Annotated in this window: 23 protein-coding genes; 14 read left to right on the forward strand and 9 right to left on the reverse strand. The window is 67.3% G+C overall.

From position 1 onward, the window contains the following. Position 1 precedes the first annotated feature (1 nt). From R5O87_RS01905 to R5O87_RS01920, 4 genes are all read left to right on the forward strand, one after another. Positions 2-910, forward strand: a complete 909-nt coding sequence (locus tag R5O87_RS01905) for a LysR family transcriptional regulator (protein WP_410556175.1) — start codon at positions 2-4, stop codon at positions 908-910. A 193-nt stretch (positions 911-1,103) separates the two neighbouring features. Continuing rightward, complete coding sequence (locus tag R5O87_RS01910) at positions 1,104-2,201, forward strand: tartrate dehydrogenase (protein WP_410556176.1); 1,098 nt, start codon at positions 1,104-1,106, stop codon at positions 2,199-2,201. Between the two features lie 95 nt (positions 2,202-2,296). Further along, positions 2,297-3,781 carry a C4-dicarboxylate transporter DctA gene (gene dctA / locus R5O87_RS01915; RefSeq protein ID WP_410556177.1) on the forward strand — a complete coding sequence of 495 codons (1,485 nt, stop codon included), beginning with the start codon at positions 2,297-2,299 and terminating at the stop codon, positions 3,779-3,781. Between the two features lies 1 nt (position 3,782). Continuing rightward, positions 3,783-4,943 carry a glycerate kinase gene (locus R5O87_RS01920; RefSeq protein ID WP_410556178.1) on the forward strand — a complete coding sequence of 387 codons (1,161 nt, stop codon included), beginning with the start codon at positions 3,783-3,785 and terminating at the stop codon, positions 4,941-4,943. Positions 4,944-5,031: 88 nt separating this feature from the next. On the opposite strand, the gene R5O87_RS01925 is transcribed toward R5O87_RS01920, so the two are convergent. Both R5O87_RS01925 and R5O87_RS01930 read right to left on the reverse strand, forming a co-directional pair. Continuing rightward, positions 5,032-5,229, reverse strand: coding sequence for a hypothetical protein (locus R5O87_RS01925; protein ID WP_306923678.1), 198 nt, complete (start codon positions 5,227-5,229; stop codon positions 5,032-5,034). Between the two features lie 85 nt (positions 5,230-5,314). Then, the gene (locus tag R5O87_RS01930; RefSeq protein WP_410556179.1) at positions 5,315-5,779 is read right to left on the reverse strand and encodes a GatB/YqeY domain-containing protein; all 465 of its coding nucleotides are present in this window, start codon (positions 5,777-5,779) and stop codon (positions 5,315-5,317) included. A gap of 209 nt (positions 5,780-5,988) precedes the next feature. Between R5O87_RS01930 and R5O87_RS01935 the strand changes: the two genes are divergently transcribed. The 4 genes from R5O87_RS01935 to R5O87_RS01950 are packed head-to-tail and all read left to right on the forward strand — an operon-like array spanning position 5,989 to position 9,292. Further along, positions 5,989-6,147 carry a hypothetical protein gene (locus R5O87_RS01935; RefSeq protein WP_410556180.1) on the forward strand — a complete coding sequence of 53 codons (159 nt, stop codon included), beginning with the start codon at positions 5,989-5,991 and terminating at the stop codon, positions 6,145-6,147. A gap of 58 nt (positions 6,148-6,205) precedes the next feature. Further along, positions 6,206-6,970 carry a M50 family metallopeptidase gene (locus tag R5O87_RS01940; RefSeq protein WP_410556181.1) on the forward strand — a complete coding sequence of 255 codons (765 nt, stop codon included), beginning with the start codon at positions 6,206-6,208 and terminating at the stop codon, positions 6,968-6,970. A gap of 9 nt (positions 6,971-6,979) precedes the next feature. Continuing rightward, positions 6,980-8,158, forward strand: coding sequence for a glutathione S-transferase family protein (locus R5O87_RS01945; protein WP_410556182.1), 1,179 nt, complete (start codon positions 6,980-6,982; stop codon positions 8,156-8,158). 15 nt (positions 8,159-8,173) lie between these two features. After that, entirely contained in the window at positions 8,174-9,292 is a 1,119-nt protein-coding gene (locus R5O87_RS01950) for an FUSC family protein (RefSeq protein WP_462836363.1), read from the forward strand. Positions 9,293-9,330: 38 nt separating this feature from the next. Here R5O87_RS01950 and R5O87_RS01955 read toward each other — a convergent pair whose 3' ends face one another. The 3 genes from R5O87_RS01955 to R5O87_RS01965 are packed head-to-tail and all read right to left on the reverse strand — an operon-like array spanning position 9,331 to position 12,936. Beyond that, entirely contained in the window at positions 9,331-10,242 is a 912-nt protein-coding gene (locus tag R5O87_RS01955; RefSeq protein WP_410556184.1) for a MaoC family dehydratase, read from the reverse strand. Continuing rightward, complete coding sequence (locus R5O87_RS01960) at positions 10,239-11,591, reverse strand: 3-oxoacyl-ACP reductase (protein ID WP_462836364.1); 1,353 nt, start codon at positions 11,589-11,591, stop codon at positions 10,239-10,241. Before R5O87_RS01960 ends, R5O87_RS01955 begins: the two co-directional genes overlap by 4 nt. After that, entirely contained in the window at positions 11,584-12,936 is a 1,353-nt protein-coding gene (locus R5O87_RS01965) for an acetyl-CoA C-acetyltransferase (RefSeq protein WP_410558278.1), read from the reverse strand. Before R5O87_RS01965 ends, R5O87_RS01960 begins: the two co-directional genes overlap by 8 nt. A gap of 61 nt (positions 12,937-12,997) precedes the next feature. On the opposite strand from R5O87_RS01965, the gene R5O87_RS01970 reads away from it, so the two are divergent. Together R5O87_RS01970 and R5O87_RS01975 are read left to right on the forward strand one after the other, a co-directional pair. Beyond that, complete coding sequence (locus R5O87_RS01970; RefSeq protein ID WP_410558279.1) at positions 12,998-13,684, forward strand: TetR family transcriptional regulator; 687 nt, start codon at positions 12,998-13,000, stop codon at positions 13,682-13,684. 35 nt (positions 13,685-13,719) lie between these two features. Continuing rightward, entirely contained in the window at positions 13,720-15,960 is a 2,241-nt protein-coding gene (locus R5O87_RS01975) for an acyl-CoA dehydrogenase family protein (RefSeq protein ID WP_462836365.1), read from the forward strand. A 75-nt stretch (positions 15,961-16,035) separates the two neighbouring features. On the opposite strand, the gene glgA is transcribed toward R5O87_RS01975, so the two are convergent. Continuing rightward, complete coding sequence (gene glgA / locus R5O87_RS01980) at positions 16,036-17,232, reverse strand: glycogen synthase (protein WP_410558282.1); 1,197 nt, start codon at positions 17,230-17,232, stop codon at positions 16,036-16,038. A 99-nt stretch (positions 17,233-17,331) separates the two neighbouring features. Here glgA and glgC point away from each other — a divergent pair, with 99 nt between their 5' ends. The 4 genes from glgC to R5O87_RS02000 all read left to right on the forward strand — a co-directional run bounded on the left by glgC (position 17,332) and on the right by R5O87_RS02000 (position 21,309). Continuing rightward, positions 17,332-18,726 carry a glucose-1-phosphate adenylyltransferase gene (gene glgC / locus R5O87_RS01985; RefSeq protein ID WP_410558283.1) on the forward strand — a complete coding sequence of 465 codons (1,395 nt, stop codon included), beginning with the start codon at positions 17,332-17,334 and terminating at the stop codon, positions 18,724-18,726. A 63-nt stretch (positions 18,727-18,789) separates the two neighbouring features. Then, positions 18,790-20,241, forward strand: a complete 1,452-nt coding sequence (locus tag R5O87_RS01990) for an SDR family NAD(P)-dependent oxidoreductase (RefSeq protein WP_410558284.1) — start codon at positions 18,790-18,792, stop codon at positions 20,239-20,241. Between the two features lie 47 nt (positions 20,242-20,288). Next, entirely contained in the window at positions 20,289-20,759 is a 471-nt protein-coding gene (locus R5O87_RS01995) for a pyridoxamine 5'-phosphate oxidase family protein (RefSeq protein ID WP_410558313.1), read from the forward strand. Positions 20,760-20,826: 67 nt separating this feature from the next. Next, complete coding sequence (locus tag R5O87_RS02000) at positions 20,827-21,309, forward strand: pyridoxamine 5'-phosphate oxidase family protein (RefSeq protein WP_410558285.1); 483 nt, start codon at positions 20,827-20,829, stop codon at positions 21,307-21,309. Positions 21,310-21,352: 43 nt separating this feature from the next. Here the strand turns inward: R5O87_RS02000 and R5O87_RS02005 are convergent, their stop codons facing one another. The 3 genes from R5O87_RS02005 to R5O87_RS02015 are packed head-to-tail and all read right to left on the reverse strand — an operon-like array spanning position 21,353 to position 24,715. After that, complete coding sequence (locus R5O87_RS02005) at positions 21,353-22,204, reverse strand: transglutaminase family protein (RefSeq protein WP_410558286.1); 852 nt, start codon at positions 22,202-22,204, stop codon at positions 21,353-21,355. Continuing rightward, positions 22,201-23,127: an alpha-E domain-containing protein gene (locus R5O87_RS02010; RefSeq protein ID WP_410558287.1), complete on the reverse strand. Its 927-nt coding sequence runs from the start codon at positions 23,125-23,127 to the stop codon at positions 22,201-22,203. Before R5O87_RS02010 ends, R5O87_RS02005 begins: the two co-directional genes overlap by 4 nt. After that, the gene (locus R5O87_RS02015) at positions 23,120-24,715 is read right to left on the reverse strand and encodes a circularly permuted type 2 ATP-grasp protein (protein ID WP_410558289.1); all 1,596 of its coding nucleotides are present in this window, start codon (positions 24,713-24,715) and stop codon (positions 23,120-23,122) included. Before R5O87_RS02015 ends, R5O87_RS02010 begins: the two co-directional genes overlap by 8 nt. Between the last annotated feature and the right edge of the window lie 108 nt (positions 24,716-24,823).

The raw sequence follows: 24,823 nt of genomic DNA on the forward strand, positions 1-24,823 counted from the left end.
CTTGGACACCCGGAAGCTGAAGTATTTCCTGGCGGTGGTCGACCACGACGGATTCAACCGGGCGGCAGAACACCTGCTCATTGCACAGCCGTCCCTGTCCCAGACCATCGCCAGCCTGGAGAGGGACCTGGGCGTGCCGCTGTTCCACCGCATCGGGCGCCGGGCTGTCCTCAGCGAGGCCGGAAAGGAACTCGTGGGCCCCGCCCGACTGGTGATGCGGGACCTGGACGCAGCCCAGTCCGCCGTGCAGGCGCTCCGCGGCCTGCGGAGCGGCCGCCTGGACATCATCACCATGCCCTCCCCCGGCATCGAGCCGCTGACATCCATGACCGCCGAGTTCACCAGGCTGCACCCGGAGGTCCGCCTCAACGTCAGCGCCGCCTTCACTCCGGAGGAGGTCGTCGAGTCGGTCCGCAGCGGCAGCACCGAAATTGGCCTGGCCGGTTCCTCCAGTCCGATCCGGGTCCCCGGAGTCAACGTCCTGGACCTGGAACGCCAGCCGCTCATCCTCATCGTCAACCCCCACGCGGACACCTTCGCCGCCGGGGGCACCATCCAGCGCGAGGACCTGGACGGGCACCGGCTGATCGCCAGCCAGCGCGGATCACTGATGCGCTGGCTCGTGGACGACGCCCTTGCCCATGGCGTTAGAGCCGAAATCGTCGTCGAAGTCGCGCACCGGACCTCGATCCTGCCCCTGGTGCTGGCGGGCGTCGGGCACGCCGTCATGCCATCATCCTGGGCGCCCACCGCGCACAAGGCGGGCCTTCGCACCCTGCAGATTGAGCCCGTCTCCCACCTGGACGTGGCCATCCTGAGCCGGAAGGACGGCCTGACACCCGCCGCCCGTGCTTTCCTGAAGGTTGCTGAGCTGCACGTGGCCCCGGCCAGCCCGTCGATTGCTCCGTAAGTGCCGTTTTCAGCCCCCAAAACGGCAGCTACGGAGCAGTCGACGAGTAGCGTACATAGGCTGAACCTATTTAGCGGATTGAATCTTGGTCTTGGACGCAGGTAACGGCTCTGGCCTCTACTTGAAGAGGAAGAAAACAGCGTGACCCCGCTAACAGGACCACGCTGCCAACACACTCGACGAGGAGAACGCCATGAGCGCCACCCAGACATTCAGCATCGCTTCAATCCCCGCAGACGGCGTCGGCAAGGAAGTTGTCTCCGCCGGCCGCCGCGTCCTGGACGCCCTGGCAGAGAACTCCGGCGGCAAGTTCGCCTTCGACTGGACCGAGTTTCCCTGGGGCTGCGGCTACTACGAAAAGACCGGACAGATGATGGACCCCAACGGACTGGAGGCCCTGAAGGACTTTGACGCCATCTACTTCGGCGCCGTCGGCTGGGAAAACGTCCCGGACCACATCAGCCTGTGGGGCCTGCGCCTGAACATCACGCAGAACTTCGACCAGTGGGCCAACATCCGGCCGGTGAAGTTCCTCCCGGGTGTCGAGTCCCCGCTCCGCAAGGCGGACCATACCGAACTCGACTGGATCGTTGTCCGCGAGAACAGTGAAGGTGAATATGCGGGCCTGGGCGGACGGAACCTGAGCGGCCGCGGGCCCGGCAACGAGGTGGCCCTGCAGACCGCGCTGTTCACCGAGAAGGGCTGCGAGCGCATCATGCGGTTCGCCTTCGACCTCGCCCGGACCCGCACGGTGAAGAAGGTTTCCTCGGTGACCAAGTCCAACGCCCAGCAGTACGGCATGGTCCTGTGGGATGAAGTCTTCAACCGCGTGGCCCTGGACTACCCGGACGTGCAGACCGAGAGCGTCCTGGTCGACGCCATGAGCGCGAAGTTCATCCTCAAGCCCGAGGACCTCTCCGTCGTCGTGGCGTCCAACCTGAACGCCGACATCCTGTCCGACCTCGGTTCGGCCCTGGCCGGCAGCCTCGGCCTGGCGGCGAGCGCCAACCTGAACCCCGAGCGCCGCTTCCCGTCGATGTTCGAACCGGTCCACGGATCCGCCCCGGACATCGCCGGCAAGGGCATCAGCAACCCGATCGGCGCGATTGCCAGCGCCGCGCTCATGCTGGACCACTTCGGCCTGCACGAGGAAGCCCGCAAGGTGGAGGCCGCCATCGAGCAGACCACCGGCGCCGGGTACCTGACCCGCGACATCGGCGGCGACGCCAACACCGAGGACGTCACCGAGGCCATCATCAGGGCCCTGACCAGCACACTGGCAACCGTCTAGCCCGCTGACTTAAACGTACGACGGCGGCCAGCCGGCCGCCGTCGTAATCCCCCTTTTCCCCCGCTCCAAAGAAATTCCACAATGAGGTAGGAATCATGGACCACATCACCACCGCCGGTCGGGCAGTACCTGCCCGCAAGACCCGCTGGTACAAGCAGCTGTACTTCTGGGTACTGACCGCCATTCTCATCGGCATCCTGGTCGGCTGGCTCGCGCCGTCCACGGGCATCGCCATGGAACCCATCGGCACCACCTTCGTGAATTCGATGAAGATGCTCATCGGCCCCATCGTGTTCCTGACCATCGTGGGCGGCATCGCCAGCGTCGCGGACCTGAAAAAGGTCGGCATGACGGGCCTGAAGGCCCTGACCTACTTCCAGATCGGCACCATCTGCGCCATGGTCTTCGGGCTGGTGGCCATCAACGTCTTCCGCCTCGGTGACGGCGTCAACGCGGACGCGTCCACCATCAAGACCTCCGAGTCCGCCGCGAAGCTCATCGACGCCGGACAGCACCAGGAATGGTGGCAGTTCCTCACCCACATCATCCCCAACAGCATTGTGGGCCCGTTCGTTGAGGGCGACATCCTGCAGATCATCTTCATCGCCGTCGTCTTTGGCATCGCCCTCAATGCCATGGGCAAGGTGGGCGCCCCCGTCCTGGACGGCGTGCAGCGCCTGACCGGGGTCATGTTCAAGATCCTCAGCTTCATCATGAAGGCCGCCCCGCTGGGTGCATTCGGCGCGATGGCATTCGCTGTCGGCAAGTACGGTGTGTCCTCGCTGACCAGCATGGGCGGACTCATCGCCCTCTTCTACGCCACTTCCATCCTGTTCATCGTGGTGGTCCTGGGCTCGATCATGGCGTTCCTCAAGCTGAACATCTTCACCATGATCCGCCACCTTAAAGAGGAATACATGCTCATCCTGGGCACCTCCACCGCCGAACCGGCCCTTCCCGGCCTGATGCGCAAGCTCGAGGATGCCGGCGTGAAGAAGGAAACCGTCGGCCTCGTGGTCCCCACCGGCTACAGCTTCAACCTCGACGGCGCCGCCATCTACCTCTCCCTGGCGGCGCTCTACATCGCCCAGGCCACCAACACCGACCTGACCATCGGGCAGCAGTTGGGCCTGCTCGCCGTCATGCTGCTCACCTCCAAGGGCGCAGCAGGCGTTGCAGGCGGCGGCTTCATCGCCCTCACTGCAACCCTGACCACCATCGGCACCATTCCGGCTGCCGGCATCATGCTCATCTTCGGCATCGACAAGTTCATGTCCGAATGCCGCGCCATCGTGAACTTCACCGGCAACGCCGTCGCCACCCTCTTCATTGCCTGGTGGGACCGGACCCTCGACGCCGACCGTGCACGTCGCGTCTTCGCCGGAGAAACCGTCGAGCCGATGTCCGCAGAGGACCCCGTACATATCGACGACGTCACCGACATCGACGACGACCTGACCGAATACGGCCACCACGACCCCAAGCACAACGAATCCGGGGATCCGGCACCCAAGCATGCTGCCGACGTCGAAACATCACCGTCCGCTGACCGCCGCCCCGCCTACTCGGAAAACGTCTGACATGGCCGGCACCACCGCCCCGAAAACCGTGCGGGCCCTGATCGCACCCGACAAGTTCAAAGGCAGCCTCACTGCGGCCGAGGTGGCCGCCGCCCTGGCCGCAGGGCTCCGCTCGGCAGCTGACGCGGCCGGCAGGGCCGGCGCGGTCCACTGTGAACTGCTACCGCTCGCCGACGGCGGGGATGGCAGTGTGGATGCCGCCGTCACCTCCGGTTTTGCCCGCCACAGCGTCACCGTGTCCGGTCCTGCCGGCCGGCCCGTCCAGGCGGACATCGCGTTCGACGGCGCCACAGCCGTAGTCGAGGTGGCCAACACCTGTGGCCTCGCACTTGTGCCGGCCGGCAAGCTGGACCCGCTGGCTGCCTCCAGCCGCGGCTTCGGGGAAGCGGTCCTGTTCGCCCTTGGCCTCAAGCCGGCCCGGGTGGTGCTCGCCTTGGGCGGCAGTGCCAGCACAGACGGCGGCATGGGCATGCTGTCCGCGCTGGGCTACCGCTTCCGTGACGCTGCCGGACATGAGCTCAACGGCAGCGGCGAAGCCCTGGGCCGGATCCGGTCCATCGAACGGACCAGCTTTCCGGGGTTGGCCGGCGTCGAGCTCGTCGTGGCCAGCGATGTGCACAATCCGCTGCTTGGCCCGCAGGGGGCTCCTGCCGTTTTCGGGCCGCAGAAGGGTGCCGGGCCCGGGGAAATCGCGGTCCTCGAAGACGGGCTGAAGCACTTTGTGGGCATGCTGGCCGCGTCCAGGATCCCGGAGCCCGGGAGGCTGGCGGAACACCCCGGCGCCGGCAGCGCGGGCGGACTCGGGTTCGCCTGCCTGCTCCTGGGGGCGGTGCAGGTGTCAGGCGCGGACTACTTCCTGGACCTGCTGGACTTCAACACCCGCAAGGACAGCTGCGACGTCGTCATCACCGGCGAGGGGAGCATCGACGAACAGACCCTGGCCGGCAAACTCCCGGCCGCCCTCGCCCGGCGCTCTGGCGGCCGGCCGATCATCGCGGTGGCAGGCAGGTCCCTTCTCCGGAAGGAGCGCTGGGCCGAGATGTCATTGACCCGGGTCTACACGCTGGCCGAGTACACGGAACGGGACTCCGCCAGCGACCCCGGGCTGTCCGCCGCCCTGCTGCGCCGGATCGGTCAGGACATAGCCGCAGGCCTCCTGTAGCCGGCGTGGCAAGGAACTTGGCAGGAGCAGAGCTCGACCAGAAGCCGCAGAGAAGGCCCCGCAGATGCGGGGCCTTTCTTTGCTGTGCCTACGCGTTCTCGCGGATGCGGTCAGGCTCACGGTCAGCGGTTTCCTCCAGCCGGGCGAGGTAGGCCCACATCCTGCTTTCCTCTGCCTGCACCTGGGGTTCAGGGGTCTCGGCCGGCCTTGCTTCCGGACGTCCCTCGGCCTCCTTGGCCGCTTCCTTCCTGTAATTCCGCCATCCCTCACACGATGAATAGCACATCACCGACCTCCTAACAGTTGGTGTCCCTTAATCGTCCTCCCATTGCCGGACGGTGTCGATTGACAGGAGGCCGCGCCGCCCCTGCTCACGCGAGCCGCTGACGGACGATGTCGCTCACGGCCTTTCCGTCAAAGCGGCCGGCCACCCGGGCTGTCACCGGCTTCATCACGGCGCCCATGTGCCGCACCGACAGCTCCGTGCCGTCCGCCCGCAAACCCTCGATCACCTCGTCCACGATGCTTTCCACCTCGGCGGCGGAGAGCGCCTTCGGGAGGTAGGCCTCAATCACCTCGGCTTCGGCGACCTCCGCTGCTGCCCGTTCCGATTCCCCGGCCTCGGTGTAGATGCGGGCGGTGTCCCGCCGTTTCGCGGCTTCCTTCTGCAGCAGCGCGGTCACTTGCTCGTCGTCCAGCTCCACCGGCGTCTTGCCGGACTTCTCCCGGGTCTCGATCTCGCCCAGGACGCTGCGCACGGTGCCCAGGGCTACCTTGTTGTGCTCCTTCAGATGTGCAACGACGTCCCCGTGGAGGCGTTCCTTCAGCGTGGCCATGATGTCCTTCTCTCGGGATGAGTGTGTACCTCAATCGTGGACCCGGCCGGGCTGCACTGCCAGAACCCCGCACCGTCCGCGGCCACGCACGCTCTGAGGACACGCACTGCCGGAGCCCCGCACCGACCGCGGCCCCGCTGTGGCCCGGATCGGCTTTTTGCCGCGTGTCCTTCTCCACTGCCGGCCGCTTTCGCACATATGTTCTATGTATGGAAGAGGAACATCCCGGTGAACTTGCGGGGCAGATGTCAATCAATGAGCTCCTTGTCGCGATGGGCGAAGCCCCCGTGGTGAGCATGCTGGATCTGGTGGTTCCCGACGACGCGTCGTCCCTGATTGAGGATCCCCCCACGCTGCCCGGCCTGTAAACCGGGCCCGAAAGGCCGCGCTCCTTAAGCAAGGCAGGCCCCTGTAGCCTAGATCCCTATGGTTTATGTGCAAGTCCCCGGCCCGTCCCTGCCCGAACAATGGTGGGACCGGGTGGTTGCCGGATTCACCCAGACCGCGGTTCCCGCAGTCACCGTCACCGAGCTCCTGGCCGTGGTGCTCATTGCGGCGGTCCTCTCCGTTCCCCGCGCCACGTGGCGCTATTTCGGCCTGCTCGCCACGGTGACCCACGAACTGGGGCACGCCTTTGCCGCCCTGACCAGCGGACAGCGGCTGGGCGGCATCCGGCTGCAGCTCAACCATGGCGGCACCACCACGTCCTATACCCGGGGACGCGCGGCCGCCGTGTGGTCAGGCTTCTGGGGCTATCCCGTTCCAGGCGTGACCGGTGCCGCTCTGGTGTGGGCCGGATTCAGCGGCTGGGGGCCGGCCGCCATGTCTGCCGGACTGCTGGTCCTGCTGGCCTCGCTGATCTTCATCCGGAATGCCGCCGGCGTGCTCATCCTCCTGGGGGCCGTGGTGGCGGTGGCAGCCATGATCATCAACGTGCCCGCCGCGTTCACCGGCCACGTGGCCATCATCCTGGGCCTCGCCCTCCTGGTTGCCGCGGTGCGGGACCTGTTCAAGCTGACCAATGTCCACCTGCGGCGACGGGACCAGCTGCGGTCCTCCGACGCCTACATCCTGTACCGCGCCACAGCCGTGCCGTCCGGCGTCTGGATCGCAATGTTCTCCCTGGTGGTGGCGGGCTGCTGGGTGCTTGCCTGGCTGCCGATGTCGCGGGTCTTTGGGGCGGCGACATAGTCTGGTGCCATGAGTGAGAAGACCAGCGCAGTCGAAGCACACAAAGGACGCCATGCAGGGGAACCGCGCAGCAGGGAACTGCACGCCGCGGAGCCCCGCAGCACGGAACAGCCCAGCCCGGACCAACCCGGCCCCGACCAGGACAGCACGGATGTACACAGCACAAGGGGCGCCTACGTCACCGGCGGTGAGTTCAACCGTGACACCAACTACATCGAGGACCGCATCACCCGGAACGGCGCCCCCGGACCGAACGGCGAGCCGGGCTGGCCGGCGGAGCCTGGACGCTATCGGCTGATAGCCGCGCGGGCTTGCCCGTGGGCCAACCGCACAATCATCGTCCGCCGCCTCTTGGGGCTTGAGGACGCCATCAGCCTCGGCCAGCCCGGCCCTACCCACGATGCCCGGTCCTGGACCTTCGACCTGGACGCGGACGGCAAGGACCCCGTGCTGGGCATCGAGCGCCTGCAGGAAGCTTACTTCCGCCGCTTCCCCGACTACCCCCGCGGCATCACCGTACCCGCTGTGGTGGACGTCGCCAGCGGTGCGGTGGTCACCAACAACTATCCGCAGATCACGCTGGACTTCTCCACGGAATGGACCGACTTCCACCGGCCGGGTGCGCCGCAGCTGTATCCGGAGCACCTGCGCGGGGAAATCGACAGCGTCAACAAGCGCGTATTCACCGAGGTCAACAACGGTGTCTACAGGTGCGGCTTTGCCGGTTCCCAGGAGGCTTACGATGCCGCCTACACCCGGCTGTGGGACGCGATGGACTGGCTCGAGGAACGGCTAACCGGCCAGAGGTACCTGGTGGGCGACTCCATCACCGAGGCGGACGTCCGGCTGTTCACCACCCTCGCGCGCTTCGATGCCGTCTACCACGGCCACTTCAAGTGCAACCGGAACAAGCTCAGCGAAATGCCGGCGCTGTGGGGTTATGCCCGGGACCTGTTCCAGACGCCCGGCTTTGGGGACACCATCGACTTCGTGCAGATCAAGCAGCATTACTACATCGTGCACGAGGACATCAATCCCACACAGATCGTCCCGGCCGGCCCCGAGCTGTCCGGCTGGCTGACCGCACACGGCAGGGAGTCCCTGGGCGGCAGCCCATTCGGCGAGGGCACTCCGCCGGGACCGGTCAAGGCTGGCGAAGAAGTGGCCGCCGGCCACGGAGCCCATTAGCACCGCAGGGGCGCGATGAGCTCCTCGAATCAGCACCAGGCGGCCCGTGATCCGCTGCCCCGCAGGATCTGGCGGTTAGTGTCCACCAGGGTTGCGGGGGCGCTCGCCGCCCCGCGCCTGCAACTTGCCGCCAAAGCGGGGCTGGCGGCCGGCATCGCCTTCTGGGTTGCGCCGCTCATGCCCGGAGGCGCCGCCCATTATGCGTACTACGCCCCGCTCGGCGCGCTGGTGGCCATGTACGAGAACGTCTCGGGTTCCATGCGTCAGGGTTTCCAGACACTGGTCGGGCTGGGCGCAGGCATCGGACTGGCTTTCGTCCTCTTCAGTTTCGGGGCCACGCCGCTCAGCGTTGCGGCAGTCATGGCACTGGGCGTCCTGCTCGCTGGGCTGCCGCGCCTGGGCGCCGGCCGGGACTGGATTCCGACGGCGGCCCTGCTGGTGCTGCTGGTAGGCAGGCAGAACCCGGACGATTTCTCGTTCGGCTACCTGCTGCAGATGGGCGTGGGCGTGGTGGTGGGCGTCGCCGTCAACCTGCTGGTGTTTCCGCCGCTCCATTTCAACGCCGCGGCACTCAGCCTCGCGGAGCTGCGGCTTTCCCTGGCCCGCCAGCTCTCCGACATGGCCGCGGCGATGCACGAAAAATGGCCGCCCGAACACGAGGACTGGTCGCGCCGGTCCGAGGACCTGGCCCAGTCGGCCCGCTCCGTCCGGGCTGCCGTCCAGAAGGCCGACGCGAGCAGGGCGGCAAACCCGCGCCGCCGTTTCCATCCGCGTGACGTGGACAAGGACTACCGCAGCGTCCGCGATCTTGAACAGATCACCTTCCACATCCAGGACATGACCGAGGTGCTTGCGGATGTCATCTGGAGCGAGGACATGCCTTTCACCATCCCCCTCCCGTACAGCGAGCCGCTCGCCGAGGCCCTTTCTGCCGTGGGTGAGGTGCTCCGCTCGGCGGAGGAGGACGACGCCGAACGGCAGGCAGAGCTGTTCCGGGCAGCAAATGCGGCGGTAGCCTCCCTCGAGGACCGCACCGCCACCGAAGGCAACGGGGCCGGCACGCCAAGCGCCGCAGGGTCAATCCTGCTGAGTTTGCACCGCATCCTCCGGGTCGCCAACCCGAAGGGCAAGTAGTCCGGCACAGCATCTCTGCGGAGCACCGGTGCAGGCGGCTACAGCGCAGCCACCGATCCACTGAAGTGCTTGCGGCCGGACCGCTGGCTCCAGGCTACGTAGTCGGACCGGAGCCAGCCGCCGTCCCCGGATTCCGCCGTCGAAATGTCCAGCGCCACCCGGGCAGGCAGGAAAACCGGGGCCTCGAACCCCACGTCCCAGCGGAAGGCGTCGCCTTTGACTGCGCCCACGTCCGCCAGCGCCCGTGACGCCAGGTACATGCCGTGGGCAATGGACCGCCGCAACCCCAGGGCCTTGGCGGATAGGACGCTCAGATGGATCGGGTTGAAGTCCCCGGACACAGCGGCGTACGCGCGGCCGGTATCCACACCTAGCTCCCAGAGCCCGGTGGGATCCGGTGCCGAGAAGCCCTGGGCGGCGGTTGCCGCCGAGGCCTTGTCGATGCCGGGCAGGAACACCCCCTTGGCCAGATAGGTGGACACGCCGCACCAGCACGCGGCGCTGTCACCGGCGGCGCGCACCTCCACGGCAATATCCACCTGGGTTCCGGCGCGGTGCGCCCGGAGTGCCTCCGCCCTGGCCGCAATGTCCAGCGGTTCAGTGAACCTCACCGGCCTGCGGTACTCAATCACGTTCCGCAGATGGATCATCCCCAGCAGGGGCAACGGAAAATCGTCCCGGTTCATAACGCTCATGGTCACCGGGAACGCCAGTGCATGGATGAACCCCGCCGGCAACACATCGCTTGCGGTCTCGCCCAGCAGGTGCTGGTATGCCGTAAGGTTTTCGACGTCGGGCCGGACGTCCCGGACTTCGTGGCTCACGGCGGGAAGCACGCCGTCGGCATGGGAGCCCAGGATCCTGCGGCGGGCGGCCGTGGCCGCCGCGTTCACGTAAAGCTTGGACAGGGACGGCATCTCCCCCAGGATGAGGGGCTGGCTGGCGGTCATGCCCCCACCAGGTTCTGCCCGCACACCCTCAGCACCTCTCCGGAAATGCCCCCGGCCGAATCACCCGCGAGGAACGAAATGGCCTCGGCAACATCCTCCGGCCGGCCGCCCTGCTGCAGCGAATTCAGCCGGCGGGCAATCTCCCTGGTGGCGAACGGGATCCGTGCCGTCATCTCCGTCTCGATGAATCCGGGTGCCACGGCATTGATCGAACCGCCGTACTGCGCCAGGAGCGGTGCCGTGGCCCGGACCATGCCCATCACCCCGCCCTTGGAGGCCGCATAGTTGGTCTGCCCGCGGTTCCCGGCAATTCCGCTCGTGGAGGCCACCGACACGATACGCGGCGCTGAACGGAAGTGCTCCGAGGCAAGGAGCGCCTCATTGATGCGCAGCTGGGCAGCGATGTTCACTTCAATCACTGAACCCCACCGGGACGGGTCCATGTTGACCAGCAATTTGTCCCGGGTAATGCCGGCATTGTGGACCACGACGTCGAGCCGTCCGTGGCGGTGCACTGCGTGGTCGATGATTCGCTGCCCGGCGTCGTCGCGCGTGATGTCCAGCTGCAGTGCGGTGCCGCGAACCCCATTGGCAACCTCCGCCAGGTGGTCCCCGGCCGCGGGAACGTCCACGGCCACCACCGTGGCGCCGTCACGGTGCAGTGTCCGGGCGATGGACGCACCAATACCGCGGGCCGCGCCGGTCACCACGGCGACCTTCCCCGCGAGCGGCGCGTCGGCGTCGTCGGGCAGGCTGCCTTCCGCGGACGTGACGCGGACGAACTGGCCGTCCACGAACGCTGACCGGGCGGAGAGGAAGAAGCGCAGCGCACCCAGGGCCGACGGGGCGGTGGGACTGACGTCCTCGGCCAGGAGGATGCCGTTTCCGGTGGCTCCGGCGCGCAGTTCCTTGGCCAGCGACCGCAGCAGACCGTCCACGCCCTGCCGCGCGGCGGCTCTGGCCGGCGTACCGCCGGGCACGCGTGAGACTGTCACCACCCGTCCGCCGGGGGCCAGGTCGCGCAGCGACGGAGCTGCCGCCAGGACCGGGTGCTCCAGGTCGCCGGGGGCTTCGAGGGCGTCGAGGACTAGCACAATTCCTGCGAGCTTTTCCTTGGGTACGGCGTGCCGGCGGACGTCGAGTCCCCACGACAGCAGCTCCGCCGCGATCCCGTCCGCTCCGGGGCCGGGGCCGGGGCCGGGGCCGGGGCCGCAAACCAGGACCGGTCCGTCGACCAGTGGCTGGCCCGGCCGAAAGCGCCGCAGTTCGGCCGGCTGCGGCAGGCCGAGCTTCCGGGCCAGATCCCGTCCGAGGCGGTGGTTCACCAGCCGTGCGTAGGTGTCAGTCATGAATGTCCCCCGGGGTGTCACCTTCCGTGTACGCCTCGAGCAGCGCGACGACGCCCTGGCCGCCCGCAGCGCAGACGGACACGAGCCCCAAGGCGGGGCGTCCTCCGGCATTGCCCTTCTCATGCAGCATCTTGGCAAGCGTGGCCACGATGCGTCCGCCCGTGGCGGCGAACGGGTGCCCGGCTGCCAGCGATGATCCGTTGACGTTCAGTCTGGACCGGTCGACCTTTCCGAAAGCGCCGTCCAGTCCGAGGCGCTCGCGGCCGAATTTTTCGTCCTCCCAGGCGGCGAGAGTGCTCAGGACTGTCCCGGCGAAGGCTTCGTGGATCTCGAAGAAGTCGATGTCGTCCAGGGTGAGGCCGTTGCGTGCCAGCAGGCGCGGGACGGCGAACACCGGTGCCATCAGCAGCCCGTCCTTGCCGTGGACGAAATCGACAGCGGCTGCCTCGCCATCGAGGACCGTGGCGAGCTTGGGCAGGTCATGCCCGTCCGCCCAGTCCTCCGAAGCGAGCAGCACCGTTGAGGCGCCGTCCGTGAGCGGCGTGGAGTTGCCCGCCGTCATGGTGGCTTCCGAACCGAGGTTCCGGCCGAACACAGGCTTCAGCGACGCCAGCTTTTCGGCGCTGGTATCGGCCCTGAGGTTGGAGTCGCGGGTGAGCCCGCGGTACGGCGTGAGGAGATCGTCGAAGAATCCGGCGTCATAGGCGGCGGCGAGGTTCCGGTGGCTGTTGAGGGCAAGCTCGTCCTGGGCCTCGCGGGAGATGTTCCACTGCGCTGTGGTCAGGGCCTGGTGCTCACCCATCGAGAGGCCGGTCCGGGGCTCTCCGGTGTTCGGCGCGTCCGGGGCGAGGTCCTTGGGCCGCAGCCGGGCGAGGATCTGAAGCCGCTGAGGGAGTGTCTTGGCCCGGCTGAGGTCCAGCAGCACCTCGCGAAGGCCCTCGCTGACGGCAATGGGCGCATCCGAGGCGGAGTCCACGCCGCCCGCGATGGCGGAGTCCAGCTGGCCGAGCCGGATCTTGTTGGCCAGGCCCAGCACTGTTTCCAGGCCGGTGGCACAGGCCTGCTGCAGGTCATAGGCAGGAGTTTCCGGTGACAGCGCCGAGCCCAGGACTGCCTCGCGGGTCAAGTTGAAGTCCCGGGAGTGCTTGAGGACGGCGCCGGCGGCCACTTCTCCGATGCGCTCCTCCTGCAGGCCGAAGCGGGCGATCAGGCCGTCGAGGGCTGCGGTGAGCATGTCCTGGTTGGACGACTTGGTGTACGCACCGCCTGTCCGGGCGAACGGGATCCTGTTGCCGCCCACCACCACGGCTTTCCGCACGGTTTGAGGCTGACGATCCACGGGCATGTGTTATCTCCTTTGATCCGGCTGGTTATCGATACCCAGCGTACCTGATACGCTGGGTATCGTGAACCAAACCCCTCCCTCTCCTCCTGCCGGCTCCCCCTCGGACGCGGTGGACGGCCGCGCCTCGCGCTGGCAGGGGCACCGGGCGGAACGCAGGCGCGAGCTCATCAAGGCGGCCCGGCGGGCAGTACACACGCTGGGCAGCGACGCGTCCATGGAGGACATTGCCACGGCGGCCGGCACGTCAAAGTCGGTGTTCTACCGGTACTTCGGGGACAAGGCCGGGCTGCAGCAGGCCGTGGGGGAAGTCGTGCTGGGACAGATGCAGCAGCGCATCAGGGAGGCGGCGCAAAGCGCGCAGTCTCCCCGTGAGGGCCTGTTCGCCATGGTCTCGGCCTACCTGCAGATGGCTGAAACCAGCCCCAACGTCTACACGTTTGTCACCCGGTACTCCGCCGCGGAGTCCGACGGCGGTCCCACCTCGATCACGACGGCCGGCGCCCTGGGCCACTTTTTTGACGCCATTGCGGACATGATCGCCACGCCGATGCGCGCCCACCTCGGCGAAGGCAGGGAATCCATCATCGGCTACTGGCCCAACGCCGCCATCGGCCTGGTCCGCAACGCCGGCGAACAGTGGCTGGCCAGCCCGGACTCCCCCGCCAAGCCGGACCAGGAAACCATGGCACGCCAAATCACGGACTGGCTGTGCGTCGGCATTGCGCCGGAACTCACGGACATTCACTAGCACCGGAACCTGCCACTACCAACGAAGGAAGCGACATGACTGAAGTAGCTGACCGCCCGGCGGGCACAACCACCCGCGCAGCTGCAACCGGGACGGCGCCTCCATCTCCCGCCGTCGACGTCGCCGCCCTGGGTGAGCAACTCCTGGGCAAGTGGGCAACCGTCCGCCGGCAGATGCGGGACTTGGCAGCACGCGAGGAGCTCCACAAGACGGAGGGGCTCACGCACACGGAGCACCGCCTGCGCACCTTCGAACAGCTGAAGCACCTGGTGGACAGCGGCGCCGTCCACCGCGCCTTCCCGGCCGCCTTCGGCGGATCCGACGACCACGGCGGCAACATCGCCGGCTTTGAGGAACTGGTCACCGCAGACCCGTCGCTGCAGATCAAGGCCGGCGTGCAGTGGGGCCTGTTTGGCTCGGCCGTGATGCACCTCGGCACGGACGAACACCACAGGAAGTGGCTGCCGGGCATCATGAACCTGGACATTCCGGGCTGCTTCGCCATGACCGAAACCGGACACGGCTCGGACGTCGCCAGCATCGCCACCACGGCAACCTACGATCCGGACGCGCAGGAGTTCGTGATCCACACCCCGTTCCGCGCCGCCTGGAAGGACTACATCGGCAACGCGGCCATTGACGGCCTCGGCGCCGTGGTGTTCGCCCAGCTGGTTACGCGCGGAGTCAACCATGGCGTGCACGCCTTCTACGCGGACCTCCGCGATCCAGTCACCAAGGCATTCCTGCCGGGGATTGGCGGCGAGGACGACGGCGTGAAGGGCGGGCTCAACGGTATCGACAACGGCCGGCTGCACTTCGACCATGTCCGCGTCCCCCGCACGAACCTGCTTAACCGGTACGGCGACGTCGATGCCGAGGGCAACTACAGCTCGCCCATCGCGAGCCCGGGCCGGCGGTTCTTCACCATGCTCGGCACGCTGGTGCAGGGCCGCGTCAGCCTGGACGGTGCCGCCGTCGCTGCATCCAAGATCGCCCTCAAGACCGCCATCACCTACGCCGCCGAACGCCGGCAGTTCAACGCCTCGTCCCCCGTCGAGGAAGAAGTACTGCTGGACTACCAGCGGCACCAGCGCAGGCTCTTTACCCGGCTGGCCACCACCTACGCGGCGGGCTTCGCGCACGACCAGCTGCTCGAAAAGCTGGACGACGTCTTCTCCGGCGCGCACGATTCCGACGAGGACCGCCAGGACCTGGAAACCCTGGCCGCGGCGCTGAAGCCGCTGAGCACCTGGCACGCACTGGACACTCTGCAGGAGTGCCGCGAGGCCTGCGGCGGGGCCGGGTTCCTGATCGAGAACCGTTTCGCCTCGCTCCGTGCCGACCTCGACGTCTATGTCACCTTCGAGGGCGACAACACCGTCCTGCTGCAGCTCGTGGCCAAGCGGCTGCTGGCTGACTACGCCAAGGAGTTCCGCAGCGCCACGTTCGGCGTGCTGGCGCGGTACGTCGTTAACCAGGCCGCCGGAAACGCCGTCCACCGCACCGGCCTGCGCCAGGTGGCACAGTTCGTGGCCGACACCGGCTCCGCGCAGAAGGCCGCCATTGCCCTCCGCGACGAGGAGAGCCAGCGCGCACTGCTCACGGACCGCGTCCAGACCATGGTTGCCGAAGCAGCCACTGCGCTCAGGGGTGCCAGCCGGCTGCCGCAGCGTGAGGCGTCTGCCCTGTTCAATCAGCATCAGGACGAGCTGATCGACGCCGCCCGCGCGCACGCCGAACTTTTGCAGTGGGAGGCCTTTACCGAGGCGCTGGGCCAGGCCGCTGACCCGGGAACCAGGACCGTGCTGACCTGGCTCCGGGACCTGTTCGGGCTGTCCCTCATCGAGAACAACCTCGCGTGGTACCTGATGAACGGCAGGCTCTCGATGCAGCGGGCACGTACCGTGGGCGGGTACATCAACCGGCTCCTGGTCAAGCTGCGCCCCCATGCGCTGGACCTCGTGGACGCGTTCGGCTACGGCCCGGCCCACCTCCGCGCCGCCATTGCCACCGGCGCTGAAAAAGTCCGCCAGGATGAGGCGCGCGATTACTACCGGGTGCAGCGCGCCAGCGGCACAGCCCCGGTGCCGGAGAAGTCACTCCCCAACCGCTCCCTAACCTCGCAAGCTCGGCCAGGGGACCCTGCGGTCGTGGGCCCAAACCGCTCCGTAGGCTCGCAAGCTCGGCCAGGGGACCCTGCGGTCGTGGGCCCAAACCGCTCCGTAGGCTCGCAAGCTCGGCCAGGGGACCCTGCGGTCGTGGGCCCAAACCGCTAATAAGTCCAACGCCCGACGGCGGTGCCTCCGGAAGGGGGCACCGCCGTCGGGCGTTAATGGGTTACGAGACTGGCGCTAGCTGAGCACCGAGCGGTAGACGTCCAGGGTGGTCTGGGTGATCGACTCCCAGGAGAAGTGCTCCTCGGCACGCTTGCGGCCGGCCTGGCCCATGGTGCGGGCCCGGTCCGGGTCGGACACGACCTCGGTCAGGGCCGCTGCGAACTCGCTGACGAACTTCTCGGGATCCAGCGGCGTGCCGGTCCCGTCGGTCACCTGTTCGAGCTCCACCAGCAGGCCGGTCTCGCCGTGGTTGACCACCTCGGGGATGCCGCCGGTTGCGCTGGCCACCACGGCTGCGCCGCAGGCCATCGCTTCAAGGTTCACAATGCCGAGCGGCTCATAGATGGACGGGCAGGCGAACGCGGTGGCGTGGCTCAGGACCTGGATGAGCTCGTTGCGGGGAAGCATGCGTTCGATCAGCACCACGCCGCTGCGTTGGCTCTGCAGTTCCTCGATCAGCCGAGCGGTCTCGGCGGCCAGTTCCGGAGTGTCCGCCGCGCCGAGGCAGAGAACCAGCTGCACGTCCGCCGGGAGCTTGGCGGCCGCGCGCAGCAGGTACGGGACACCCTTCTGCCGGGTGTTGCGGCCCACGAACACTACGCTGGGGCGGGCGGGGTCGATGCCCAGGGTGCGGATGACGTCGTCGTTCTCGTCACGGTTCCACAGGCTGACGTCGATGCCGTTGTGCACCACCTTGACCTTGGCCGGGTCAACCTCCGGGTAGCTGCGCAGGATGTCCTGGCGCATGCCCTCGGAGACGGCGATGATCGCGGCCGCAGCCTCGTACGCGGTCTTCTCCACCCATGAGGAGAGGGCATAACCGCCGCCCAGCTGCTCTGCCTTCCACGGCCGGAGCGGTTCCAGGCTGTGGGCACTGAGCACGTGCGGGATGCCGTGCAGCAGCGATGCCAGGTGGCCGGCCATGTTGGCGTACCACGTGTGCGAATGCACCAGGTCCGCGCCGGCGACATCCGGGACGATCCGCAGGTCAACGCCCAGGGTCTGCACAGCGGCGTTCGCATCACCCAGGTCCTCGGGCACCGAGTAGGAGGTCACGGCGGCGCCATGATAGTCGGCGTCCCGGGGCGCGCCAAAGGCACGGACCTGAAGGTCGACATGCTTGGCCAGGACCCGGCTCAGCTCGGCAACGTGGACGCCCGCGCCGCCATAGATTTCCGGCGGAAATTCTTTAGTCACAATGTCTATTCGCACGTTACCCAAGGTAGTCGTTACGGTTGAACTGTTCTAGTGTGAAGAAAGTCCGGACAAACCGGATTTTTTGGGGAGATACGAAGGCGTACAGGAGCGACCATGCCGTCAACGAAGAAAGTCCTGGCCATTGTCCTCGCCGGAGGCGAGGGAAACCGACTCATGCCGCTGACGGCAGACAGGGCCAAACCTGCCGTGCCCTTTGCAGGCAGTTATCGGCTTATCGATTTCGCGCTGTCGAATCTCGTGAACTCCCGGTACCTCCAGATCGTGGTCCTGACGCAGTACAAGTCCCACAGCCTTGACCGCCACATCTCTGAGACCTGGCGGATGTCCACGCAGCTCGGCAACTATGTTGCCTCCGTTCCGGCTCAGCAGCGCGTGGGCAAGAGCTGGTTCCTGGGGAGCGCCAACGCGATCTACCAGTCCCTGAACCTGATCCACGATGCCAACCCGGACATCGTCGTCGTCGTGGGCGCTGACCACGTGTACCGCATGGACTTCTTCCAGATGGTCGAACAGCACGTCAAGAGCGGCGCCAAGGCTACCGTCGCGGCCGTGCGCCAGCCGCTGAACATGGCCAACCAGTTCGGCGTCATCGAGGTGGATCCGGACGATCCCCAGAAGATTGCCGCCTTCGTGGAGAAGCCCGCCTCTACCCCCGGGCTGGCCGCGGATCCCACCCAGTTCCTCGCCTCCATGGGCAACTACGTCTTCGACGCCGACGCCCTGGTGGATGCCCTCCACGTTGACGCGGAGCGGCTGGACACCAAGCACGACATGGGCGGGGACATCATCCCCTACTTCGTGAACCAGGGGCAGGCCGGCGTCTACGACTTCACCCTCAACGACATCCCCGGCTCCACCGAACGCGACCGGACGTACTGGCGCGACGTCGGTACCATCGACTCCTTCTACGACGCGCACATGGACCTGATCTCGCCGCTGCCGGTGTTCAACCTGTACAACTCCGAATGGCCCATCTACACCCGCCAGAGCATTTCCCCGCCGGCCAAGTTCGTCCGTGGCGACAACAACACCGTGGGTACGGCCGTCGATTCGATCGTGGCTAGCGGTGTGGTCATCTCCGGGGGCATCGTGGAAGGCTCCGTGCTCTCCAACGACGTCTACGTCGGCTCGGGCAGCCGGGTCGTCGATTCCGTGCTGATGGACAAGGTGCAGATCGGCGCAGGGGCAGTGGTGCGCCGCGCCATCATCGACAAGAACGTCAAGGTCCCCGCCGGCGCCGCCATCGGCCTTGACCCGGAGCTGGACCGCGCCCGCGGCTTCAAAGTGACCGATTCCGGCATCACGGTGCTCTCGAAGTACCAGGCGGTCCCGGAACCGGACGACGCCGAGCGCGCCCTGTCCGCCGCCAACCTGCACCAGGTTCCGGATGCGGTGAAGGCCGCCACCCAGAACCTGCCCGAGGTGCACAGCTCCGCCGAGCACGCCCATGCCGCCGTTGGCTCCCCGCAGCAGGCCGTCCGTTCCTAATCCCCTGTTCAAGCGATTTCCTTGAGGCAGGTCTGACCCTCCACAGGCTGTAAAATCAGATCAATGAGCTCCGCCGATCTGACGCCTGAAGAGATTCAGGCCTGCCTCAAGGTTTTGAACACCATCCACGTCTATGACGAGGAGCACCCTGACTACGTCTCGGTGCGCCGCGCCACGGGCAAGATGTTCAAGGCTGTCAAGCGGCACCGCCGCGTCACCAAGCGCGACCTGATCGCGGAAGCGGACCGCGCAGTGCTGGCCCAGACCGCCACCGCCGCGCCGGACCGGATCGACGACGAGACGCGCGGCAACAAGCTCGCCCCGTCCGCCACGGGCAAGGTGGCCGGCCACCTGATCAGGTCCCGGCCCTGCTACATCTGCAAGCAGCACTACACGCAGGTGGATGCCTTCTACCACCAGTTGTGCCCCGAATGCGCGGCGTTCAGCCATTCCAAGCGTGATGCCCGCACGGACCTCACCGGCCGGCGTGCCCTGCTCACCGGCGGCCGGGCCAAGATCGGCATGTACATCGCGCTGCGGCTGCTGCGAGACGGCGCGCACACCACCATCACTACGCGCTTCCCCAAGGACGCCGCCCGCCGTTTCGCCGCCATGGAGGACAGCGGCGACTGGCTGCACCGGCTGAAGATCGTGGGCATCGATCTACGCGACCCGTCGCAGGTCATGGCCCTGACCGATGACCTCAATGCCGCCGGCCCGCTGGACATCATCATCAACAACGCCGCCCAGACCGTGCGCCGCTCCGGCAACGCCTACAAGCCGCTGGTGGATGCCGAGGACGAGCCCCTCCCGGCCGCCCTGGAGGCAGCCAACGGGGGCCCGGAACTGGTCACCTTCGGCCACGCGCACGACAAACACCCGCTCGCGATTGCCAGCAGCGTCACCGAACACCCGGTCCTGGCCGGCGACGCCGTGACGTCCCTGGCCCTTTCCACCGGTTCGGCTTCCCTGGAGCGGATCGCCGCCGGAACAGCCATCGATGCCGGCGGCCTGGTGCCGGACCTGGCCACCATCAACAGCTGGACGCAGGTAGTGGACGAGGTGGACCCGCTGGAGATGCTGGAGGTCCAGCTCTGCAACGTCACTGCGCCGTTCCTGCTGGTCAGCCGGCTGCGCGACGCCATGAAGCGGTCCACCGCCCGGCGCAAGTACATCGTCAACGTCTCCGCGATGGAGGGCCAGTTCTCCCGGGCCTACAAGGGACCCGGCCACCCGCACACCAACATGGCGAAGGCGGCGCTGAACATGATGACCCGGACCAGCGCGCAGGAGATGCTGGAGACCGACGGGATCCTCATGACCGCCGTCGACACCGGCTGGATCACCGACGAACGGCCGCACTACACCAAAGTCCGGCTGATGGAGGAAGGCTTCCACGCGCCCCTGGACCTGGTGGACGGCGCCGCCCGCGTCTACGATCCCATCGTCATGGGCGAAAACGGTGAGGACCAGTACGGGGTGTTCCTGAAGGACTACAAGGCCAGCCCCTGGTAAATAGCCTCGCGGCAGCTGCCGTGGTTTCGTAGCATGAGTCAATGAACATGGAATCACAGAACAGCACTGGTCAGGACGGAAAGCTCACCTTCGACGAGTGCTGGGAGCTGCTGGCCGTGTCAGTGGTCGGCAGGCTCGCCCTCGTGGTGGATGGGCATCCGGAAATCTTCCCCGTGAACTTCGTGATAGAACGCCGCAGTGTTGTCTTCCGCACTGCCCCCGGAACAAAGCTCTGGGAATCGGCCAAGGAATCTGCCGCGGCATTCGAAATTGACGGCTACGACACCCGAACCGGGGAGGCATGGAGCGTCACGGCCCGTGGTGTCACGTCTATCATCGACAATCACGAAGAGCGGGCCGCGGCCGATGCATTGGGTCTGGAAGCCTGGGAACCTGGCAATAAGGCACACTACGTCCGGTTGGCGCCGAAGGTCCTGACCGGCCGACGGTTCAAGGTGGCCGCCCCGGACATCTGGAACACCCGGCTGGCGGACCAGCGGCGGTTGGCGTTCGAGTAGTCCTTCCGGCGATCTCGGCGACGGCCCGCTCTGGCAGGCCGGGTGGCTGCGGCGTAGGCTCTGGTCCATGGCAGCTGACACGTCACCCGGCTCCGCCCAGGAGCCGGTGGAACATCTTGAATCCCGGCAGTGCTGGGACCTGCTCCGGCAGGTTTCGGTGGGCCGCCTCGCCGTCTGGGTGGACGACCATCCGGACATCTTCCCGCTCAACTACACCGTGGATCACGGAACGCTGGTGTTCCGGACCGGCACGGGAACCAAGCTCGGCGGCGCACTGGGCGAATCGCCGGTGGCGCTGGAGGCCGACGGTGTGGACGCCGTTTCCGGTCTGGCCTGGAGCGTGGTGGTCAAAGGCAAAGCCGCGGCGATCACGCGCACCGAGGAGGTCCTTGATACCGCGTCGCTGTACCTCTTCCCGTGGCAGGCAGGGCAGAAGGACCACTTTATCCGCATCACGCCGGACTCGATCACCGGGAGACGGTTCAAGGTCACCGCGCCGCTCACCTGGTGGACCCAGCTCAGCGGCGCGGTGAAAGCCTCGCCGGAGTAATTCCGACTCAAGCCCGCGAACTCCCGGCTCACGCCTGCCAGGCTCAGGCCAGGCGGGTAATCTCCACGCTCACGCTCAGGTTCGAGCCGCCGCCGCCGGAGAGAATGCCCTTCAGCGGCGGCACGTCCCGGTAGTCGCGGCCGCGGGCCACGGTGACGTGGAAGTCGCCGGCCGGTTTGTGGTTGGTGGGGTCCCAGCTGCGCCATTCGCCGTCCCACCATTCCAGCCACGCGTGGGACTGGCCGGCCACCGTCTCGCCGATGTCCGCCGTCGAGCGCGGGTGCAGGTAACCCGAGACGTAGCGGGCCGGGATGCCGCAGCTGCGCAGGGCGCCGATGGCGAGGTGAGCCAGGTCCTGGCAGACGCCCTGGCGCTGGGTCCAGGCTTCCTCGGCGTTGGTGGTCACGCCCGTGGTGCCCTTCATGTAGGTCATCTCGCCGCGCATCCACGCGAAGATGGCCATGGCGGCCTCATGCGGGTTCTTGCCCTCCACCACGCCGGGGATGATGCCGAGGACCTCCTCCCCCGGGCCGGTGAGCTGTGACTGCGGCACCCAGTCACTGAACTGGTTCAGCGTCTCTGGGGAAGCGAGGTCGTCCCAGCCCACAATGTCGGCTTCCGACGGGACGCGCACCGCGCGGTGGACCTCCACCGTGGTGGTGGCCAGGACTTCGAGGTGCTCGTGCGGCATCTGCATGTCGAACGCGGTAACCCGGGTGCCCCAGTAGTCGCGGTAGCTGCTGACGGCGGCCTGCGACGGCGTGACCTTCATGGAGGACTCCAGCACCACCTGCTGCGGGTCCGTCAGCGGGGTCATGCGGGCCTCGTTGTAGGACAGCGTGACGCGCCGCTTGTACTTGTAGCCGGTCCGGTGGACGATGCTCAGCCGGGTCATGAAACTTCTCCCACCCAGGCCAGTTCATCCGCCTGATTGAAGTACTTACGGGAAATGGCGTCGGACGCCTGGGCCACGGCCTTCTGCACGCGCTCCATGTGCTCCGGAAGCTCGGACATGAGGTCGTCCGTGCGGTGGAACTCCAGGAACGTGCGGGCCTGGCCCACGATCCGGCGGGCGTCGTTGATGAAGCCCACGCGCTGGGCCGACGGGTCCAGCTTGGCGAGGCATTCGTCGGCGTCGCGCAGGGCGTAGACGATGGAGCGCGGAAACAGCCGGTCCAGCAGCAGGAACTCTGCCGCGTGCTGGTCGCCGAACGCTGCCCTGCGGGTCCGCAGGAAGGACTCGTAGGCGCCGGCGCAGCGGAGCATGTTCACCCAGGACATGCCCGCGGAGAGGACATCACGGGTGGAAAGCATCCGGGCGGTCATGTCGGCACGCTCCAGAGAGCGGCCCAGCGCCAGGAAGAGCCAGCTGTCGTCGTGGCTGACCGTGGTGTCGGCCAGGCCGCTGACCATGGCGGTGCGCTCGAGCACCCAGTGGCAGAAGCGGTAGGTGCCTACCACGTCCTTGCGGTGCTGGTTCAGCCCGTAGTAGGTGGTGTTGAGGCTCTCCCAGAGGCCGGACGACACGGTTTCGCGGGCACGCCGGGCGTTCTCGCGGGCGGCGCCGAGGGAGCCTGCGATCGAGGTGGCGCTGTGCTTGTCGTAGGCGAGGGCGTGGAGCAGTTCCTCCAGGCCGAAGTCCTCGCTCTGCGGGCGCGCACCCATGACGCCGAGCAGTTCGCGGGCAACGCTGCGCCGCTCCTCGGTGGGAAGGTGGTTCAGGCGCTCCAGGTGGACGTCGAGGATGCGGGCCGTGCCGTCGGCACGTTCGACGTAGCGGCCGATCCAGAACAGGGATTCGGCAATTCGGCTAAGCATTCGCGGGTACCTCCTGCGCGTCAGAAATCTGCTGCTGCTGCTGTTCCGACTGCCGGTCGCGCCAGTTGCTCTCGACCGGCCACACGGAGACCCGCTCACGGACGGTGGCGGACTGCCGCGGCAGCCGCTCCACCGGCACCTGCGGCGAACCGGCCAGCACCCACGTGTCCTTCGACCCGCCGCCCTGGCTGGAGTTCACGATCAGTGACCCTTCCTTGAGTGCCACCCGGGTGAGTCCGCCGGGCAGCACCCAGACGTCGTCGCCGTCGTTGACCGCGAAGGGCCGGAGGTCCACGTGCCGGGGGCCGAACTTGTCGCCGCTGAGCGTGGGCACGGTGGACAGCTGCAGCACCGGCTGCGCGATCCAGCCGCGGGGGTCGGCGATGATGCGCTTGCGGAGGGCCTCGAGTTCGTCGTTGGACGCGTCCGGGCCGATCACCAGGCCCTTGCCGCCGGAGCCGTCCACGGGTTTGACCACGAGTTCGTCCAGCCGGTCCAGAACGTGCTCGCGGGCTTCCTTCTCCTCGAGCCGGAAGGTGTCAACGTTGGCGATCACGGGTTCCTCGCCGAGGTAGTACCGGATCAGGTCAGGGACGTAGCTGTAGACAAGCTTGTCGTCCGCGACGCCGTTGCCCACCGCGTTGGCGATGGTGACGCCGCCGGCACGGGCGGCGTTGACCAGGCCGGGACAGCCGAGCATCGAGTCGGAACGGAACTGCAGCGGGTCGAGGAAGTCGTCGTCGATGCGCTTGTAGATGACGTCCACGCGCTGCTCCCCGGCGGTGGTGCGCATGTATACGCGGTTGCCGCGGCAGATGAGGTCGCGGCCTTCCACGAGTTCCACGCCCATCAGGCCGGCCAGGAGGGTGTGCTCGAAGTAGGCGCTGTTGAAGACGCCGGGGGTCAGCACCACCACGGTGGGGTCGTCCACGCCCGACGGCGCCGTCTTGCGGAGGGCGGACAGCAGCCGGCGCGGGTACTCCTCCACCGGGCGGATCAGCTGCTGGCCGAACGCCTCCGGGAGGCCCTTTGCCATGGCGCGCCGGTTCTCCAGCACGTAGCTCACGCCGGACGGCACGCGGACGTTGTCCTCCAGGACCCGGAACGTTCCGGCGGCGTCCCGCACCACGTCGATGCCGGAGATGTGCACGCGCACCCCGCCGGCGGGTTCGAAGCCGTGCACGGCGCGGTGGAAGTGCGCGCTGGTAGTGATCAGCTGGCGCGGGATCACGCCGTCGGACACCACTGTCATCTTGTCATAGACGTCGTTCAGGAACGCCTCGAGGGCGCGCACCCGCTGGGCGACGCCGCGTTCCAGCACGTCCCATTCGCCGGCGGGAATGACGCGCGGCACGATGTCCAGCGGAAACGGGCGCTCCTCCCCGGCGAAGTCGAACGTCACACCGCGGTCCAGGAACGTCCTCGCCATCGAGTCCGCCCGCGCGCTGACATCCGCCAGGGACAGCTGCCGCAGGGCACCCGCAACCTGGCCATACGACTGGCGTGCCTTTTGCCCGGGGGCAAACATCTCGTCGTAGGCGCCGGTGCGGCCGGCAGCCTCGGAGTAATCCTGGAATAGGTCAGACATGGTCATTAGCCAACCACCTTTTTGTTGCGAATTCATTTCCCGTCCCGCCCTGGCGTGTTGGCGGGACTTCCGGTTGGTCTTTGGCGTCGAGGTCCGGCAAGGTTGGGA

Source organism: Arthrobacter globiformis (genome assembly GCF_046536215.2).
Lineage (GTDB): Bacteria > Actinomycetota > Actinomycetes > Actinomycetales > Micrococcaceae > Arthrobacter > Arthrobacter globiformis_E.

Bases quoted from the DNA above. Each gene is read 5' to 3' on its own strand.
- R5O87_RS01910 (WP_410556176.1), top strand. From the start codon at position 1,104: ATGAGCGCCACCCAGACATTCAGCATCGCTTCAATCCCCGCAGACGGC.
- dctA (WP_410556177.1), top strand. From the start codon at position 2,297: ATGGACCACATCACCACCGCCGGTCGGGCAGTACCTGCCCGCAAGACC.
- R5O87_RS01920 (WP_410556178.1), top strand. From the start codon at position 3,783: ATGGCCGGCACCACCGCCCCGAAAACCGTGCGGGCCCTGATCGCACCC.
- R5O87_RS01925 (WP_306923678.1), bottom strand. From the start codon at position 5,229: ATGTGCTATTCATCGTGTGAGGGATGGCGGAATTACAGGAAGGAAGCG.
- R5O87_RS01930 (WP_410556179.1), bottom strand. From the start codon at position 5,779: ATGGCCACGCTGAAGGAACGCCTCCACGGGGACGTCGTTGCACATCTG.
- R5O87_RS01935 (WP_410556180.1), top strand. From the start codon at position 5,989: ATGGAAGAGGAACATCCCGGTGAACTTGCGGGGCAGATGTCAATCAAT.
- R5O87_RS01940 (WP_410556181.1), top strand. From the start codon at position 6,206: ATGGTTTATGTGCAAGTCCCCGGCCCGTCCCTGCCCGAACAATGGTGG.
- R5O87_RS01945 (WP_410556182.1), top strand. From the start codon at position 6,980: ATGAGTGAGAAGACCAGCGCAGTCGAAGCACACAAAGGACGCCATGCA.
- R5O87_RS01950 (WP_462836363.1), top strand. From the start codon at position 8,174: ATGAGCTCCTCGAATCAGCACCAGGCGGCCCGTGATCCGCTGCCCCGC.
- R5O87_RS01955 (WP_410556184.1), bottom strand. From the start codon at position 10,242: ATGACCGCCAGCCAGCCCCTCATCCTGGGGGAGATGCCGTCCCTGTCC.
- R5O87_RS01960 (WP_462836364.1), bottom strand. From the start codon at position 11,591: ATGACTGACACCTACGCACGGCTGGTGAACCACCGCCTCGGACGGGAT.
- R5O87_RS01965 (WP_410558278.1), bottom strand. From the start codon at position 12,936: ATGCCCGTGGATCGTCAGCCTCAAACCGTGCGGAAAGCCGTGGTGGTG.
- R5O87_RS01975 (WP_462836365.1), top strand. From the start codon at position 13,720: ATGACTGAAGTAGCTGACCGCCCGGCGGGCACAACCACCCGCGCAGCT.
- glgC (WP_410558283.1), top strand. From the start codon at position 17,332: ATGCCGTCAACGAAGAAAGTCCTGGCCATTGTCCTCGCCGGAGGCGAG.
- R5O87_RS01990 (WP_410558284.1), top strand. From the start codon at position 18,790: ATGAGCTCCGCCGATCTGACGCCTGAAGAGATTCAGGCCTGCCTCAAG.
- R5O87_RS01995 (WP_410558313.1), top strand. From the start codon at position 20,289: ATGGAATCACAGAACAGCACTGGTCAGGACGGAAAGCTCACCTTCGAC.
- R5O87_RS02000 (WP_410558285.1), top strand. From the start codon at position 20,827: ATGGCAGCTGACACGTCACCCGGCTCCGCCCAGGAGCCGGTGGAACAT.
- R5O87_RS02005 (WP_410558286.1), bottom strand. From the start codon at position 22,204: ATGACCCGGCTGAGCATCGTCCACCGGACCGGCTACAAGTACAAGCGG.
- R5O87_RS02010 (WP_410558287.1), bottom strand. From the start codon at position 23,127: ATGCTTAGCCGAATTGCCGAATCCCTGTTCTGGATCGGCCGCTACGTC.
- R5O87_RS02015 (WP_410558289.1), bottom strand. From the start codon at position 24,715: ATGTCTGACCTATTCCAGGATTACTCCGAGGCTGCCGGCCGCACCGGC.